The 17,091-nt window shown below is 40.2% G+C and carries 12 protein-coding genes; 6 read left to right on the top strand and 6 right to left on the bottom strand.

From position 1 onward, the window contains the following. Positions 1–128: 128 nt before the first annotated feature. Complete coding sequence (gene slyD / locus LMH66_RS00905; RefSeq protein ID WP_102529674.1) at positions 129–686, bottom strand: peptidylprolyl isomerase; 558 nt, start codon at positions 684–686, stop codon at positions 129–131. Positions 687–1,378: 692 nt separating this feature from the next. Here slyD and thrA point away from each other — a divergent pair. From thrA to LMH66_RS00885, 4 genes are all read left to right on the top strand, one after another. After that, positions 1,379–3,847: a bifunctional aspartate kinase/homoserine dehydrogenase I gene (gene thrA, locus LMH66_RS00900; protein WP_229367751.1), complete on the top strand. Its 2,469-nt coding sequence runs from the start codon at positions 1,379–1,381 to the stop codon at positions 3,845–3,847. Then, positions 3,844–4,776: a homoserine kinase gene (gene thrB / locus LMH66_RS00895; RefSeq protein WP_229367748.1), complete on the top strand. Its 933-nt coding sequence runs from the start codon at positions 3,844–3,846 to the stop codon at positions 4,774–4,776. Before thrA ends, thrB begins: the two co-directional genes overlap by 4 nt. Before the next feature lie 29 nt (positions 4,777–4,805). After that, positions 4,806–6,089, top strand: a complete 1,284-nt coding sequence (gene thrC, locus LMH66_RS00890) for a threonine synthase (RefSeq protein ID WP_229367745.1) — start codon at positions 4,806–4,808, stop codon at positions 6,087–6,089. Positions 6,090–6,298: 209 nt separating this feature from the next. Then, on the top strand, positions 6,299–6,841 hold the full coding sequence (locus LMH66_RS00885; protein ID WP_229368153.1) for a hemerythrin domain-containing protein: 543 nt from the start codon (positions 6,299–6,301) through the stop codon (positions 6,839–6,841). A gap of 86 nt (positions 6,842–6,927) precedes the next feature. Here the strand turns inward: LMH66_RS00885 and LMH66_RS00880 are convergent, their stop codons facing one another. From LMH66_RS00880 to LMH66_RS00860, 5 genes are all read right to left on the bottom strand, one after another. After that, a complete protein-coding gene (locus LMH66_RS00880; RefSeq protein WP_055025622.1) occupies positions 6,928–7,113 on the bottom strand; it encodes a DUF3545 family protein in 186 nt (61 codons plus the stop codon). Between the two features lie 199 nt (positions 7,114–7,312). Then, on the bottom strand, positions 7,313–8,950 hold the full coding sequence (gene pgi, locus LMH66_RS00875; protein ID WP_229367742.1) for a glucose-6-phosphate isomerase: 1,638 nt from the start codon (positions 8,948–8,950) through the stop codon (positions 7,313–7,315). Between the two features lie 25 nt (positions 8,951–8,975). Continuing rightward, positions 8,976–9,929, bottom strand: a complete 954-nt coding sequence (gene tal / locus LMH66_RS00870; RefSeq protein WP_229367740.1) for a transaldolase — start codon at positions 9,927–9,929, stop codon at positions 8,976–8,978. Positions 9,930–10,234: 305 nt separating this feature from the next. Then, positions 10,235–11,353 carry an OmpA family protein gene (locus LMH66_RS00865; RefSeq protein ID WP_102529668.1) on the bottom strand — a complete coding sequence of 373 codons (1,119 nt, stop codon included), beginning with the start codon at positions 11,351–11,353 and terminating at the stop codon, positions 10,235–10,237. Between the two features lie 338 nt (positions 11,354–11,691). Beyond that, positions 11,692–14,058 (bottom strand): phosphoketolase family protein, encoded by a 2,367-nt coding sequence (locus LMH66_RS00860; RefSeq protein WP_102529785.1) that lies wholly within the window; start codon positions 14,056–14,058, stop codon positions 11,692–11,694. A gap of 551 nt (positions 14,059–14,609) precedes the next feature. Here LMH66_RS00860 and LMH66_RS00855 point away from each other — a divergent pair. Together LMH66_RS00855 and yaaA are read left to right on the top strand one after the other, a co-directional pair. Then, positions 14,610–16,046: an alanine/glycine:cation symporter family protein gene (locus LMH66_RS00855; RefSeq protein ID WP_229368150.1), complete on the top strand. Its 1,437-nt coding sequence runs from the start codon at positions 14,610–14,612 to the stop codon at positions 16,044–16,046. Positions 16,047–16,218: 172 nt separating this feature from the next. Continuing rightward, entirely contained in the window at positions 16,219–16,995 is a 777-nt protein-coding gene (gene yaaA / locus LMH66_RS00850; RefSeq protein WP_229367738.1) for a peroxide stress protein YaaA, read from the top strand. Positions 16,996–17,091 lie beyond the last annotated feature (96 nt).

Below are 17,091 nucleotides of genomic sequence, written 5' to 3'. Positions count from 1 at the left end.
ATAATAACGCAAAAAAAATACGTTACCCAAGGATTTGGCTAACGTATCTTTGATTTCAAACTTTTGGTTTAGTCGTTTATAGCTAAGTTATTGAATTAGGCTTAATCAGGCTTAGCTATTTTTCACTATTAGTGACAGCCACAGCCGCCATTACCATCACAACCTGGCTTTTCTGTATCACATTGTTCATGTTCTTGAGCATGGTCGTGACCACAACCGCCTGCTGCATGAATGTGTCCGTGAGCGACTTCTTCAGCTGTTGCTTCGCGAATATCCATGACTTCAACACTGAAGTTTAATGCTTGACCTGCTAATGGGTGGTTGCCATCAACCACGACAACACTATCTTTAACTTCAGTTACTTGAACTGGACGTTGGCCCATTTCAGTTTCAGCAATAAAACGCATACCAGGAACGATATCTTCAACATCACCAAACGCTTCTAAAGGTACTTCTTGCTTTAGCCCTTCATGGTATTCACCATAAGCTTGCTCAGTAGGAATGTTGGCGTCAAATTTATCACCAACCACTTTGCCTTCAAGTTCGACTTCTAAACCTGGGATCAGGCCTTCAGTACCATGAAGATAAACCATTGGTTCTGCTTCAAATGAGCTTTCGATTAGCTGGCCATCTTGGTCTGTTAAACGGTAGTGAATAGTCACTGCTGAATGTTTTGTGATTTTCATAACGACTCCAATTCATAATGTGCGCGCATGATAATACTTTTTATAGTAGGGGGGAATGATCAGTATCAGCTTTTGCTTATTCAATCACATGTTTTGTAAATTCAGTTAGATGAATCAATTTCATCATCATGAGTGAGCCTTTGATTATTGAAATTTATCATTTGTGACCTTGATGCTTTTTTAGCGTTGTAAGTGACTTATTAGATAGTTGTTGAGTTTTATTTGACCATCTGTTGCTGTAAGTGGTTGTAATAAAGTTGTTTTTAAGTTTTTATTAATTATCCTTACGTTAACGTAAAGTGTTGCTGCGGGCGTTATAAGCTTGTTATTTTTGTGTAAAATATAGGGTTTAGTTCATTTCGGTGCTGATTTAGATTGATGTGGAATATACATGCTCAAATAAAGCTATATTGAGGGGTTGACAACAGGCAGGTAAAAAGCAATTCTATTATTAATTCAGAACAAATACATAAAAATTAATCGAGTGTCATGATGAAAATCCAGTTCCACGTTGTAGCTACCATTATTACAACCACCACAATTAACATTGTGGGGGCGGGCTGAGTACACCCTAAAGATTTTTACAACAAGCCCGCTTCCCACAAAGAAGCGGGCTTTTTGTTTTCAGACTTAAAAATAATGATTTCAGGAATTAAATTTAACTTAGCGCTAGCGAGTCAAGGGAGTAGAAAATGAAAGTAATGAAATTTGGTGGGACTTCGTTAGCCAATTGGCAGCGTTTTTTGATGGCTGCGGATATCATAGAGCAATCTGCGCAGACAGAGTCAATTGCAACTGTGTTATCTGCTCCTGCGACTGTCACGAATGGATTGCTTGAGCTAGTTGATTTAGCTCAACGTGGTGAAGATTATTCAGCGGTATTGACGCATATTGAAACCGTGTTTAATGGTTTGTTTGAACAAGCTGCTGCTGAGTTAATTTCTCATGAACAAAAACATTTACTAGAAAATAAGTTAGCGAACCAGCTTGATGACTGGAATGACAAGCTAACAGGGATTAAGCTGCTTAATGAGTGTCCAGATCATGTGCAAGCGCAAGTGGTTGTTTCTGGTGAGCGTTTGTCTGCTGCGCTAATGGAACAAGTGATGTTGGCTAAGTCGTTAACCGCAGCACAATTTGATCCAACAAAGCTATTTTTAGCTCACGGTAAAGCGTTAGAGTCAGTAGTCGATATTAGTGTCAGTAAGCCACGCTTTGCTGCGCTTCAGCTAGCTGATGCAAGAGTGTGGATCATGCCAGGGTTTACTGCAGCAAATGAACAGGGAAAAACAGTAACTTTGGGCCGAAATGGCTCTGACTATTCTGCTGCTGTGTTAGCTGCCTGTTTAGATGCATCAAGCTGTGAAATTTGGACCGATGTTGATGGCGTATACAATACAGATCCTCGTGTGGTGACGGACGCAAAACTACTTGAACAATTGAGCTATCAAGAAGCGATGGAGTTGTCATATTTTGGCGCTAAAGTACTTCACCCTAAGACTATCGCCCCCATTGCTCAATATCATATACCTTGTTATATCAAAAACAGCTTTAATCCTTCTGCACCAGGTACTTTGGTATCCAATGAGGTTGATAAAACCGGTTTACAAGTTAAGGCCATATCTAACCTTGATAACCAAACCATGTTTAATATTTCAGGCCCAGGCATGAAAGGCATGGTTGGTATGGCTAGCCGTACGCTTGAAGCCATCTCTCGAAGTGGTATTTCTGTCTCCTTAATTACTCAAAGTTCATCTGAATACAGTATTAGCTTTTGTGTTAATACTGATGAAGCTGAAAAGGCTAAGCAAGCACTTGAACTTGAATTTGAATTAGAGATTCAATCTGAGTTATTAGAGCCAATTGAATTAAGACAAGACTTAGCTATTGTGTCATTAATTGGCGATGGCATGAAGACTCATAAGGGCGCTGCAGCGAAATTCTTCAGTGCACTGGCAAAGGCAAGCGTGAACATTGTTGCGATTGCACAGGGCTCTTCAGAGCGCTCAATTTCAACGGTAATTCAACAGCGAAAAACAAAACACGCCATTGCAGCTTGTCATCAAGCATTCTTTGATGTGCAGCAATACCTTGATGTATTTTTAGTCGGTGCAGGTAATGTTGGCGCTGGTTTGTTAGAACAAATCAAACAACAAGCTGCGATGCTTAAAGAGCAACATATTACTATGCGTGTTTGTGGTATTGCCAACTCACGAAAAATGCTGCTCAACAGTGATGGGGTTGATTTAGCTAATTGGCAGGCATTACTTGCAGATTGTGATACCCAGTATGATTTAACTGAACTCTTTAATTGGGGCAAAGAGCAACAGTTGTTGAACCCTGTATTGGTTGACTGTACTTCAAGTGAACTGGTGTCAGACAGATATGTCGATGCTATGAATGCTGGTTTTCATGTGGTAACCCCTAACAAGAAAGCCAATACGCGTGATTATCAATATTACCAACAGCTTCGTACTACAGCACTATTACAGCGTCGCCAGTTTTTATATGAAACCACCGTAGGAGCAGGGCTCCCAGTTATCGATAATCTGAAAAAGCTCTTATATGCCGGTGATAAACTGCAACGTTTTAACGGTATTTTATCGGGTTCACTTTCTTATATCTTTGGCATGTTAGATGAAGGGATGAGTCTATCTGCTGCAACCTCAATAGCCCGCGAGAAATGCTTTACTGAGCCGGATCCTCGTGAAGATTTAAGCGGTATGGATGTCGCACGTAAAGTGCTGATCTTAGCTCGCGAAGTTGGCATGGAGTTAGAGCTTGAAGACATTAACGTAGAGTCCGTTTTACCTAGCTCATTCGATGATTCAGGTGATATTGACACTTTTATGAGCAACCTACCGAAATTGGACGCTGAAGTGAGCGCCCGTGTAGAAGCGGCCAAAGCTGAAGGTAAAGTGCTGCGTTATGTTGGTCAGATTGAGTCAGGAAAATGCTATGTCCGTATTGCAGAAGTCGATGCGACAGATCCCCTATACAGCGTCAAAGGTGGCGAGAATGCATTGGCATTTTACAGTCGTTATTATCAACCTATTCCATTTGTACTAAGAGGTTATGGCGCAGGAACAGATGTTACTGCTGCAGGTGCTTTTGCTGACGTGCTTAGAACACTCAACTGGACGCGTGAGGTGGGCTTATGAGCATAACGGTATATGCACCAGCCTCTATGGGTAATGTTGGGGTAGGTTATGACTTACTCGGCGCAGCACTTGCACCAATTGATGGTAGCTTATTGGGTGACAGAGTGATGATTGAGGCTGCAGATTCTGGTGTTCATTATTCGCAAACAGGGCCATGGGCACATAAGTTACCTGAAGACGGTAAGCAAAATATTGTTTATCAATGTGCTGAATTTTTCCTAGAAAAGCTAAATAGCACTCAAGGTGTTGCTATTGGCTTAGAAAAAAACTTACCGGTTGGCAGTGGCTTAGGTTCGAGCGCAAGCTCAGTTGTCGCTGCGCTTTACGCACTCAACGAACATTTTGAACAACCATTTGATGAACAAGCTTTATTACTTCTAATGGGTGAGTTCGAGGGAATGATTTCTGGTAGTGTGCATTTTGATAATGTCGCGCCATGTTACTTGGGCGGTATGCAGTTAATGTTAAATACCCCTAAGCAAGTGTGCGCAGCTATTCCAAGTTTTAAGCAGTGGTATTGGGTTGTCGCTTATCCGGGTATTTCATTATCTACCGCTAAAATGCGTGAACTATTACCAAATCAATATGACAAATCGGTAGCAATTGATTTTGCGCGTCATTTAAGTGCATTTGTACATGCAAGCTATCAGCAAGATGCTGATTTGGCTATTGCAGTGCTTAAAGATGTTATGGCTGAACCTTATCGAGCAGAAGCTATTCCGGGTTACACAGATGCGCGTAGTGAGCTTGAAAAATTAGGCATGTTAACGACTGGCATCTCGGGTAGTGGCCCGACGTTATTCTCCGTGACTGATTCTCTCGAGACAGCCCAAGCTGCTCAAGTGTGGCTTGAGCAACATTATTTATCTGAGGCTGGTGGTTTTGCCCATGTCTGTAAACTGGATGAGTCTGGTACTCGTCGGGTTTAATACTGAATTATTTTATAAAGGCGTTCAAAATGGAATTATATAATTTAAAGCATCCTTCACAAGTCGTGAATTTCAGTGAAGCAGTACAGTTAGGACTAGGTAAAGATAGAGGGTTATTTTTTCCTAAGTCTATTCCTGTGCTTGAAAATATGGACGAGTTATTGGCTCTCCCCTTTGCTGCGCGAAGTAAGCGTATCCTAGGTGCTTGGCTTGCAAGTGAATTGGGGCAAGAAAGTGTAGATAAATTAGTTGAACATGCGTTTACCTTTGATGCACCTCTAGTCAAAGCTGACGACAATCGTGCTTGTCTTGAGTTATTTCACGGCCCTACGTTAGCTTTTAAAGATTTCGGTGCCCGTTTTATGGCTCAGTGCGTAAATTTACTCGCAGGCGATAATAAGTTAACTATATTAACGGCAACTTCTGGCGATACTGGCGCTGCAGTAGCAGATGCTTTTTACGGTTTAGATGCCGTTCAAGTTGTTGTGATGTACCCCAAGGGTAAAATTAGTGAACTGCAAGAAAAGATGTTCACGACGTTAGGTAAGAATATCCACACTGTCGCTGTGACCTCCGATTTCGATGATTGCCAGACCTTAGTTAAACAAGCTTTTGATGATAGTGATATTCGTGATGGCTTGCATTTGAATTCTGCCAACTCTATTAATATCAGTCGCTTATTAGCGCAAATTTGTTATTACTTCGAAGCTGTTGCGCAAGCTAAACGTCATAGAGATGATGAAGTTGTTATATCAGTACCCAGTGGTAATTTTGGCAATTTAACTGCGGGTCTATTTGCAAAGGCAATGGGGTTACCGGTTAAGCGCTTTATTGCTGCCACTAACTCTAATGACACAGTACCGCGCTATTTAGCCGCAGGCGATTGGGCGCCAAATTCGACTGTAGCCACGATGTCAAACGCGATGGATGTTTCAGAACCATCAAACTGGCCGCGCGTTGAGGCCATTTGTAAAGCAATGAATTGGCCCTTATCATCAATCACAGGTTTAGCATTAACAGAAGCACAAACCTCTGCCGCGTTAGCTGAGTTATATCAATTAGGTTATCAATCAGAACCGCACGCAGCGATTGCAGCCCAAGCCTTATCAAGTGAACTTAAAGCTGGGGAAACCGGAATATTTTTAGGCACCGCACACCCTGCTAAATTTAAAGATGTGGTCGATGTGCAATTAAACATCAATCTGCCTTTACCCCCAGAGCTTGAAGCTGTGGTTGATAAACCTATTTTATCCGCACAAATAGCGGCTGATTTTGAGCAACTTAAAACGCACTTATTTAAAACCTTAACTTAAAAAGGCTAAATTTGTGTGTAACTAAAAAAGCACCTTTGGGTGCTTTTTTATTTTTAATATTTCTTTTTCTTTGTTTTAAATGGCTTTTTTGAAAAATTTCTATTTTATGATCTTCGTCATAACATCATCAATACCACTAGTGTAGATTGAATATATTCAATGTTTGCTTAATCTTTATACATGAGGGAATGGTGATAATGGATAAGATGATACTGAAAAGGCTTATGAATGATCATAAGCATATTGCTATCTTACTTGATGTATTAGCGAAGAAAAACATCAAACTTTCTGAAGGAGAAGCGGTTAATTTTGCGCTTATCAGAGATGTTGTCGAATATATGCAAGTTTATGCTGAGCATAGTCATCATCCTTTAGAAGACATTACGTATGATTACTTTGTAAAAAAGTTTTCTAGTCCATGTAATACACAATTACACGAAGAGCATAGTCGCCTCGCAGAGTATTCTGGCGCGTTAATGTATAGTTTGAATTTAATCTTATCAGACGTAGTCATTTCAAGAGAAAAACTGGTGACTGACCTGCAGGCTTATGTAGAAATTCAACAAAAGCATATGCAGTATGAAGAAACAGAGTTATTTCCTTTGTTCGCTAAACAACTGAAAGAAGAAGACTGGCTAAAGATTAAGTCACAATGCGATAAACAATTGGTCGAAGATCCGTTATTCAGTGATAATGACGAGACGATATTTGATGAGCTTAGAGAGCATATCTTTCATGCTGATAAAAGTTGATTTAACAATTTAGATACAAAAAGAGCGCCTAAGGCGCTCTTTTTTTACTTCTATAACTGAATAAATATGCAGTTAGCTGTTTATGCCTAAAGTGGCATAGTTTCAAAGTCAAAATCAAAACTTGTATCAATGTCTTGAAGTTCTTTTAGTAGACGCTGTTTGTCCTTTAACGCTTCTATCTCCCGCCATTTACGTTTTTTGTTCGAGCTTTTTGAGCGAGTTGGTCTTTCAACAACTTGGTCTAGCGCACCACCATAGTCTAATCGATCCATGGTAAACCTCCCTTGTTATTATGATGTCTCTATGCAAATAAGTATCATATTTCTTCGCTATAGTGCAATAGTTATGTTTCATTATTGTTAAGGTGGTCTGACGATTTAATGAAGCTGGACTGGATAAAATAGTGACATCTGCTACCAAGTTGCATGAACCACATACAAAAAAGCCAGCTTGCGCTGGCTTTTTTAGTGTTTATATCTGACCTTGTCGATATAAATTAATTAATGCATTACTGGAAGAATCTAGCTCGGAAGCGTCATTTTCAGCGCCAATCCGATCAAGTACATCATTGCCTAGCAACTTACCGAGCTCTACACCCCATTGGTCAAATGAGTTTATTTGCCATATAGCGCCCTGTACGAAGGTTCTGTGCTCATAAAGTGCGATGAGTGAACCTAAGGTGGTTGGAGTCAATTTATCCATTAATAAGGTGTTACTTGGCTTATTGCCCGTCATCACTTTATGTTTAGAGATAAGTGCTTTTTCATTATCAGGTAAATGCTTACCTGATAACTCAGCCAATGCTTCATCAAATGTGCGTCCTTGCATTAATGCTTGAGTTTGCCCAAAACAATTAGAAGCAAGTTGGTTGTGATGCTCGCCTAATGGATTGTGACTTTGCAAAGGCATAATGAAATCAGCTGGAATTAATGCAGTACCTTGATGCAATAATTGATGATAAGCATGTTGACCATTGGTTCCTTCACCGCCCCAAATTACGGGACCTGTGCTGAAGTCAACTTCAGTGCCATCTAACATGACTGATTTACCGTTACTTTCCATATCAAGTTGCTGGAAGTAAGCTGGTAAGCCACGCAAATAGTGATCGTAAGTGAGTACAACATGAGATTGAGCATGATGAAAGTTACCATATAGCACAGACAGCATGCCCATGATCACTGGCATATTTTGCTCAAATGGGGCGTTGGCAAAGTGGTTATCCATCTGGTGGGCACCATCAAGCAGTTGCTTAAAGTTATCCATACCTACTAGTAGTGCGATGGGTAATCCGATTGCAGACCATAATGAATAGCGACCGCCAACCCAATCCCACATAGGGAAAATGTTACTCGCGTCAATACCAAAGTCAGTTGCTTTAACGACATTTGAAGTGACTGCAACAAAATGCTTGGCTACATCTGCTTGAGAGCCACCATTTGCAAGGAACCAGTCTTTGGCACTCAGAGTGTTGGTTAAAGTCTCTTGTGTGCCAAACGACTTAGAAGACATAACGAACAAAGTTGTTTCGGCATCTAAAAGTTTAAGCTTTTCACATATAGAGCTTGCATCAACATTGGCGACAAAATGACAATTTAGGCCCTTAACCCAATATGGGCGAAGTGCTTGAGAGACAATTTTTGGCCCTAAAAAAGAACCACCAATACCAATACTGACGATATCAGTAATGGCTTTTCCGGTATGTCCTTTCCAGTGACCTTGTTGAACGGATTCAACAAATTGTGTCATTTTGGCTAAGGTCTGTTGCACTTCAGGAACAATATTACAGCCTTCAGCCATAATGACTTGCTCAGGCTTACTGCGAAGTGCGGTATGCAATACCGGGCGTCCTTCAGTATTATTAATAATATCGCCGTTAAACATTGCTGCAATTTTATCACTTAAGTTGACTTCTTCAGCTAACTTAAACAGCAAGGTAAGGGTTTCATCATTAACGCGGTTTTTAGAGTAATCTAATAGTAAACCGCAGTCTTTAACACTAAGTTGCTCAAACCTTGAAGGGTTTTGAGCAAACAGTTCGCGCATATGTGGTAATGCTGCTGCATTTTGAGATAACTGCTGCCAGGTATTACTCTGAGTTAAATGTGTCATGCAAATCACTCCATTGAATTTGGATTTAGCCAAGTTTCTCGTTTAACATGACCTCTAGTTTTCCTTGGTCAATAGCAAAGTTACGTATACCTTCAGCAAGTTTATCCACTGCCATAGGGTCTTGGTTATATTCCCAGCGGAACTCAGCTTCAGTCAGCGGTGTTGGCGCAGCTTCAACTGAAGTTGCAGTTGTTAGCTTTTGAGTAATAGCTACGTCGCTGTTAGCTAATTCTTCTAGTAATGCAGGGCCAATCGTTAAACGATCGCAACCTGCAAGCTCAATGATCTCGCCGATATTACGGAAGCTTGCGCCCATAACAACAGTGTTATAACCATGACGTTTGTAGTAGTTGTAGATTTCAGTTACTGATACAACACCAGGGTCTGTTTCTGCAGTGTAATCAAGACCTGTGTCTTTTTTGTACCAATCTAAGATACGACCTACAAACGGTGAAATAAGGTAAACACCGGCTTCAGCACAAGCTCGAGCTTGAGCAAAGCTAAATAATAATGTCAGGTTACAGTTGATGCCTTCTTGCTCAAGCTGCTTTGCGGCGCAAATACCTTCCCAGGTTGAAGCAAGCTTAATCAGAATGCGTGATTTATCGATACCCGCTTCTTTATAAAGCTGGATAAGTTTATGTGCTTTTTCAATTGAGCCCGCTTTATCAAATGAAAGACGTGCATCAACTTCTGTTGAGATACGACCTGGAACAATTTTTAAAATTTCTACGCCGATATTGACCGCTAATTTATCGCCTGCATCTTCTACTTGTTGTGCAACATCATTTGACTGAGCTTTAGCCCAAGCAATTGCATCATCAATGAGCGGTGCGTATTCAGGAATTTGTGCAGCTTTTAAAATCAGAGAAGGGTTGGTGGTTGCATCTTCAGGTTGGTAACGTTTAATTGCTTCGATGTCGCCAGTGTCTGCAACGATGGTTGTCAGTGCTTTAAGTTGAGCTAACGTGTTCGCCATGGAAATTTCCCTCTCAAGTAACAAAGTTATTTTGTTCAATGCGGATATTAGATGCGATTTTACTGTATTTTCCAATACAATTTGTAAAAAAATTACATAAAAAATGCCATTCAGAGCGATTTAAAAGTAAAACATGTCATTTAATACCTGAATTTATTGGTAGTAAAGCAAATTTACTAATGTATAAAGCCAATTTAACTTAGTAAATATAAAGAGTTACCATTTTTTATTTGTATGATGAAAGTTTTAAAATAAAAAAGTCGCTGTAAGCAGCGACTTTTTAATCTAGTACCACAGTTCTGTGATTATTTTAGTACAGGGCGTTTCTCTGCACCACTAACAACAGCGTCAATACGACGGTTTTGCTTATTAGCTTCTGCAGATGTTCCTTCCATTAATGGATTATCTTCACCAAAACCAACAGCTTTTAAACGGCTTGCATCAATGCCATATTTATTAACTAGTGCATCAACAACAGCTTGAGCACGTTGTTCTGATAAGTTCATATTGTAATCAGCATTACCTACAAGTGAAGCATGACCTTCAATTACAGCTGTAGTATGTGGATTTTCTTTTAAGTATTTCGCGCCTTTCTCAAGACGATCGTATGATTCAGGTTTCAATACTGCAGAATCATTGTCGAAATATACACCTTCCATGCGTGAAGAAATTGGTGCATCTTCATAGATAGTACATCCTTGCGCATCGACCTTATGAGTTGACGGCGTATCAGGACACATGTCTTTGTCATCAGTAACACCATCATTATCAGAATCGATTGGTGCAGCAACAACTGCTGCTACAGCAACAGGTGCGACAACAGCTGCTGGCTTTTCAGTGCCAAAGCGGTAGCTAAGCTCAAGTCCCCAGTAGTTACTTTCCATATCTAAGGTATTGTACTTGTCGTCATCAAGGTTTTCATAACGACGGTATTTCGCTTGTAACTTTAAGTTTTCAGTAAAGTTATAACCAACACCGACACCCACGTATGGAGCAATACCACTGTCACTGTAGTACTCTGTGTTGTAGTTCTTTTTATTTGAAATTAGGTAGTTCATTGCACCAGCTTCTGCTGATAAACTCCACTTTTCTGCAATTGGCATAAACGCCGCTAAACCTAATGTCATGCCTCTAGCGCCGACATCATTACGTTTATTACTATAATCAGTCCATTCAGCTCGGCCTAGGTCACGGTAGCCAAGCTCAACACCAAAGTAATCATTGAATAAATAACCACCGAAAACATCCCATGCATATGGGTCATCTTCGCCACAAATTTTCATTGTTTTAAGGTCACAGTTAGGCTCGTAGTTATTGATACCTAAACCACCACCAACGTACCACGGCGTTAACTCTTGCTCTGCAACAGCTGCAAAAGGTAACAGTGAGGTGAGTAATACTACTTTTAATGTGTTCTTCATCATGTATAAGTCCATTGTTATGTTACTTCACCAAAACACATGTAAATGAGTTGTTTATGACATGTGCCGCCGACGCTTATGTGGTGTTCCTATTATGTTTTTGTCAGCAGCGTAATTATCGTCGTAAATTCAATGGTTTTCCATAGTAAAAAAGCATAATGTTGTAATTTATAGTGAATTATATTGCTTGTTTGTTGTGATTGTTGTGCTATGTCAAAATCGTATTCTCTCATTTTTTACTGATATTTTTATTGATTCACATAAATTTGAGGTCTTTAAAAGCAATCACAAAAAAAGCGCCCTTAGGCGCTTTCGTGAGTTGTTAAAATAGAAATGGGTAGTTAACGGGTCCAAACCCAGTTTTCAATTTCTTTAGGGTCAACACCGTTAGCTTTGATGTAGTTACGGTGTTCAACTAATCGCTGCAGCATGTCTGTGGTGATAGCCACGTGCTGTGTTTCATCTATTACACCTTGTTGGAACAGCTTATAGGCCATATCAATCACTAAATGGTAGCGAGATGTGCCATTACGAACGCCCATATCAAATGGCGTGGTAGTTGAACCTTCTTCTTCATAACCTTTAATTCTGAAACGGCGGCTACCTTTATAATCAAAGACCAATTTCTTAATTGTATTTGGGTAACCATGGTAGTTAAATACTACGCCTTTATCTTCAGTAAAGATTTCGTCCATCATCCAAGGTTTATTTTGGAATGCTCTACTGCCTAAGCCATTACTGTTTAATTCGGTAACGCTAACAAAGCGGATCCGCACTCTTGGTAATAGTTCTCGGATGAGTACCAGTGATGCCATACATTCTTGAGTGACGTAATCACCACAACCTGCAAGGACGACATCCGGGTTTTCATCTGAAGCGAAATCCCAAACCATTACACCATCTTCAGTTTGTTTACGTGACTCATCAAGTGACAACCATTGAGGTAAGTCTTTTTTACCTGCGACTAGAATATTTAGCTTGTCACGGTCTTCATAAGCACGTTCAGTGTAAGTAAGAGTAGTGTTTCCGTCTGCTGGTAAATATGCAGAGATGATATCAGGATGTTTCTCGAGCATTGCCCCTAAGAAAGAAGGGTTTTGATGAGAGTAGCCATTGTGATCTTGACGCTCTAGTAATGAAGACAGTACCACATTACAAGAAGGTACAGGTTTACGGAAATGAACCCCTTGGCTTGCGTATACATATTTACAGTATTGGTCTGCCATTGATGAAACGACTTGTGAGAAAGCTTCATAGGTCGGGAACATTGCATGACGACCTGTGACAGTGTAACCATGCATCATCCCAAAGAGTAAGTTCTCTGAGAGTAGCTCAATCACACGACCGTCGCGAGCCATGTCTTGATCCCAGCTCTTGATTGGCCATTGCCAAGCACGATCTGTTTCTTCGAAGACCGCTTGCAACTGGTTAGAGTATGTTTCGTCTGGACTGAAAATACGTAAGTTGCGTTGGTCGCGATTTAATTTAAACGCATCGCGCATCCATTCGCCCATCTTATACATTGAAACACCGCGAGAACCACGAGGCGTCTCAGGGCCATAGCTGAGCTTTTTAAGATCTGGTTGCGCAAGCGCGCGTACAATTTCGCCGCCGTAGCTCAAATGCTGACGGCCACAACAAAGATGTTTAGGTGGGATCAGAGATTGAATGTCTTTATCAAAGGTAATTTCACCTTCAGCGTTGATGTCACACAACTCGTCAAATTTGTAGCTGTCTAACCACTCGTTTAACGCGGTTAAATGACTAGGGTCAGTTGCACATTTATTAACGATAACTTGATGTGACTCGCAGTTGCCTTCAAGTTTTTTGCCGCCATGTTCAGCGGTACCCGTCCAACCTTTGGCTGTACGCATTAAAATCACTGGCCAGCGGGGTTTACATACATCTTCACCATTTCTAGCACGAGTTTGAATGTCATTGATCATCTCGTAAGAAAGGTCCATGGCTTTGGCCATTTGTTCAAATACGTCTTCTTCAAGTTCATCATCAACAATAATAGGATGGTAACCTAAACCACGAAATTCTAAATCCAGTTCTTCATGATCCATGCGACCCATGCGAGTCGGACCAGAGATCTTATAACCATTAATATGGACAATAGGTAGTACAGCACCATTGGTAGCGGGATCGACTAAACGGTTTGCATACCAAGATGCAGCAAGAGGGCCTGTTTCTGATTCGCCATCACCGACGAGACAAGCAGCAATTAAATTAGGGTTATCAAGCACAGCGCCCCAAGCAACTGACAACGAGTAACCTAATTCACCACCTTCAAGTATTTGACCTGGTGCTTCAGGATTTGCATGAGAAGGGTAGCCGTAAGCAGCAGAGAACTTTTTACAGATGTCTTCGATCCCAGCTTCATTATATGGAATTGTTTCTGGGTAAAAGTGGCTTAATGAACCTTCCACAAACAAGTTTGCCTGAACTGCTGGAAAACCATGACCTGGACCGACAAGATAAATGAAATCTCTTTGATGTTTTACAATAAGTCGATTGACGTTGGCATAGACAAAGTTGATACCTGGGCATGTGCCCCAATGGCCAAGTAGTCGTGGTTTGATGTCTTCGTGTTTCAAATCTCTTTTAAATAATACATTTTGTTTTAGGTAGATTTGAGAAGTAGCGAGGAAATTTGTAGCTCGAACAAATTTCTTTAGCGACGTGATTTCATTTGCATGCGTCATATTGACCTCAATGTGTAAAGTAAAATTTATTTAACCTTTAATGAGAACACTGTATTCTTTAAATTATTGCAATAATGTGGTCTTTGTCTAAGTTTTTATTAAATGTTTTTATTAAAAAAATGGGCGCAGGTTGATTTAGTGTTAATTCTTTTAAGCTTCAGGACCTAAGAATGTTATTTGTGATGAGGGGAAAGGTGAGTAATTAGATAAATGTGATAAAGATCACCTGACGGTTCAGATCATCTATGCTAGTTTTTTGCTCCGAAAAAATCGGAGATAATGAATTGAGAAAGTTTGCTAGGCATTCGTGCTTAAAAAAAGTAAAGTTAACTCGATCAAATCCTAAATAATAAATAACTAATATTTTCGCTCACTGAAACTCAATCTAGGCAGCTAGCCTGAAAAGGGCTGTTGACATAGACCTTGAGTGTTTTTATTAAAATAATACGATAATTTTATTTTGTCTGAAGCTATAAGCCATTGGGGTAATTAACTACAGGCTGACTTCCTGCAAAATAAAGTTATTCCAAGGAATAAATAAAGCAATGGCAATGTTAGAAACGATTGTGAATTTCATGAACGATTTACTCTGGGGTAAATTGTTAGTTTACGGGCTAGTTGGTGCAGGTTTATTTTTCACTGTACGTCTTGGCTTTATCCAAATTGCGCATTTTACACACGGCCTCAAGATCCTCGCGATCAGCCGTCGTCCAGGCCGTCATGGTCTATCTTCTTTCCAAGTCTTTTGTACTAGTATGGCTGCCCGTGTCGGTGCAGGTAACATGGCAGGTGTTGCTGTAGCGATTGGTATGGCAGGCCCTGGTGCAGTGTTCTGGATGTGGGCAATTGCCGTGTTGGGTATGGCAACCGCGATGATCGAATCCACTTTAGCGCAGGTTTATAAAGTGAAAGATTCAGACGGACAATACCGTGGCGGTCCTTCTTACTACATGGAGAAGGGCCTAGGTCAACGTTGGATGGGGATTTTGTTCTCAATCTTGTTGATTATCTGTTTTGGTCTTGTCTTCAATGCGGTACAAGCGAATACAATTACTGGCGCAATGACTGCGGTATTTGGCTTTGAACCTGTTTATGTAGGTATTGCCATTGCGTTATTTAGTGGCGTTGTGATTATGGGCGGCCTTAAGAAGGTTGCTAAAGTTTCTGAAGTTATCGTGCCAATTATGGCTGTAGCTTACATTGCTATCGCATTGGTTGTTGTATTAATGAACATTGAGCAATTACCAGCTGTCTTTACATTAGTGATTAAGAGCGCATTTGGCTGGCAAGAAGCAGCTGGTGGCGCGGTTGCCTACAGTATTGCTCAAGCGATGCAAGCGGGTATTGCACGTGGTTTATTCTCAAACGAAGCGGGTATGGGTAGTGCAGCAAATATTGCAGCGAGTGCTTCACCAAACCCAAATCACCCTGCATCACAAGGTTACATGCAAATGATGGGTGTTTTCTTTGACACTATCGTCATTTGTACTGCAACTGCGGCGATTATTTTATTGTCTGGCGATGCTGCTGGTAGTGGCGATGGTATTGAGATGACAATTAATGCGTTATCTTCTCATGTTGGTGATTGGGGCGGTGCATTCATTGCTTTCGCTATTTTACTATTCTGTTTCACTTCTATTATTGCTAACTATTCTTACGCTGAAACTAACGTAATGTTCCTTTCAGGTAATAAAAAAGGTGCTTTACCGTTATTCCGTTTAGCAGTTTTAGGTATGGTAATGTTTGGTGCTATTGCGAAAATTAATATCGTATGGAACCTAGCTGATGTATCTATGGGCTTAATGGCATTAGTTAACATGATTGCATTGTTACTATTATCAGGACTTGCTGTGCGAGTGATTAATGATTACCGCCAACAGGTAAAAGCGGGTGAAGAGCCGGTGTTTGATACAGATAAGTTCCCTGAACTTGCTGATCAACTTGAAGATGGTATCTGGAAAAATAAGCCAGTTGAATCTGATAAGTAACTAATATTTTCTGAAGAGGGTGCTTAATTTCTGAGTATTCAGTTAACTAAAGTAAAACTCTATTAGAACAATCTAAAAAACCATGCATATATTGCATGGTTTTTTTTATTGAGCCCAGTATTATAGAGAGCATTAAAGTTAAATACTGTATGGCTTAATAGGATAGTTAACGATGTTAGTATTAGTTTCTCCTGCAAAAACATTAGATTTCGAAACCACGGCTAAAACCACGTCATTTACTCAACCCACTTTATTAGATCATAGTCAGCAATTGATTAAGGTTTGTCGTGAGCTTACACCAATGGATATTGCTTCATTAATGAAAGTAAGCGATAAAATAGCAGGCTTAAATGCGGCTAGATTCAGTGAGTGGCAACCTAATTTCACTCTTGAAAATGCGAAACAAGCCATGTTTGCTTTTAGAGGTGATGTGTATACCGGACTTGATGCCGATTCTATGTCGGAACAACAAGTTGAAAAAGCTCAAAACCATCTGCGAATTCTGTCTGGGCTTTATGGATTATTAAAGCCGCTTGATTTGATGCAAGCTTACCGCTTAGAAATGGGCACAAGTTTAATTAACCCTAAAGGCAAAAACCTCTACGCCTTTTGGGGAGATATCATAACAGATGAAATAAATGCTGCTGTTAATGAGCAAGCTGATGACATTATTGTAAATTTAGCATCGAATGAGTACTTTAAAGCGGTTAAACCAAAGCAACTGAAGGCAAGCTTAATTACTCCAGCTTTTAAAGATTGTAAAAATGGTCAATATAAAGTCATTAGCTTTTACGCTAAAAAAGCCCGTGGTTTAATGGCGAGGTATCTGATTGATAATGACATTAGCACATTAGCAGGGATCCAGAAGTTTGATGCTGATGGTTATTACTTTAGTGAAGAATTATCTACACCAGCTGCACCTGTGTTTTTACGTGAAGAAAGAACGTAACGTCAACGATCTTGATTAAGTAAATTTATAATTAGCTATGTGTTTTGAGCTAATGTGGTGTTAAACAAAAAGCAGCTAATTAGCTGCTTTTTGTTT

The sequence above is a fragment of the Shewanella sp. 10N.7 genome, assembly GCF_020806285.1.
Classification (GTDB): Bacteria; Pseudomonadota; Gammaproteobacteria; order Enterobacterales; family Shewanellaceae; genus Shewanella; species Shewanella electrodiphila.
This window is presented reverse-complemented; position numbering and strand designations above follow the sequence as displayed.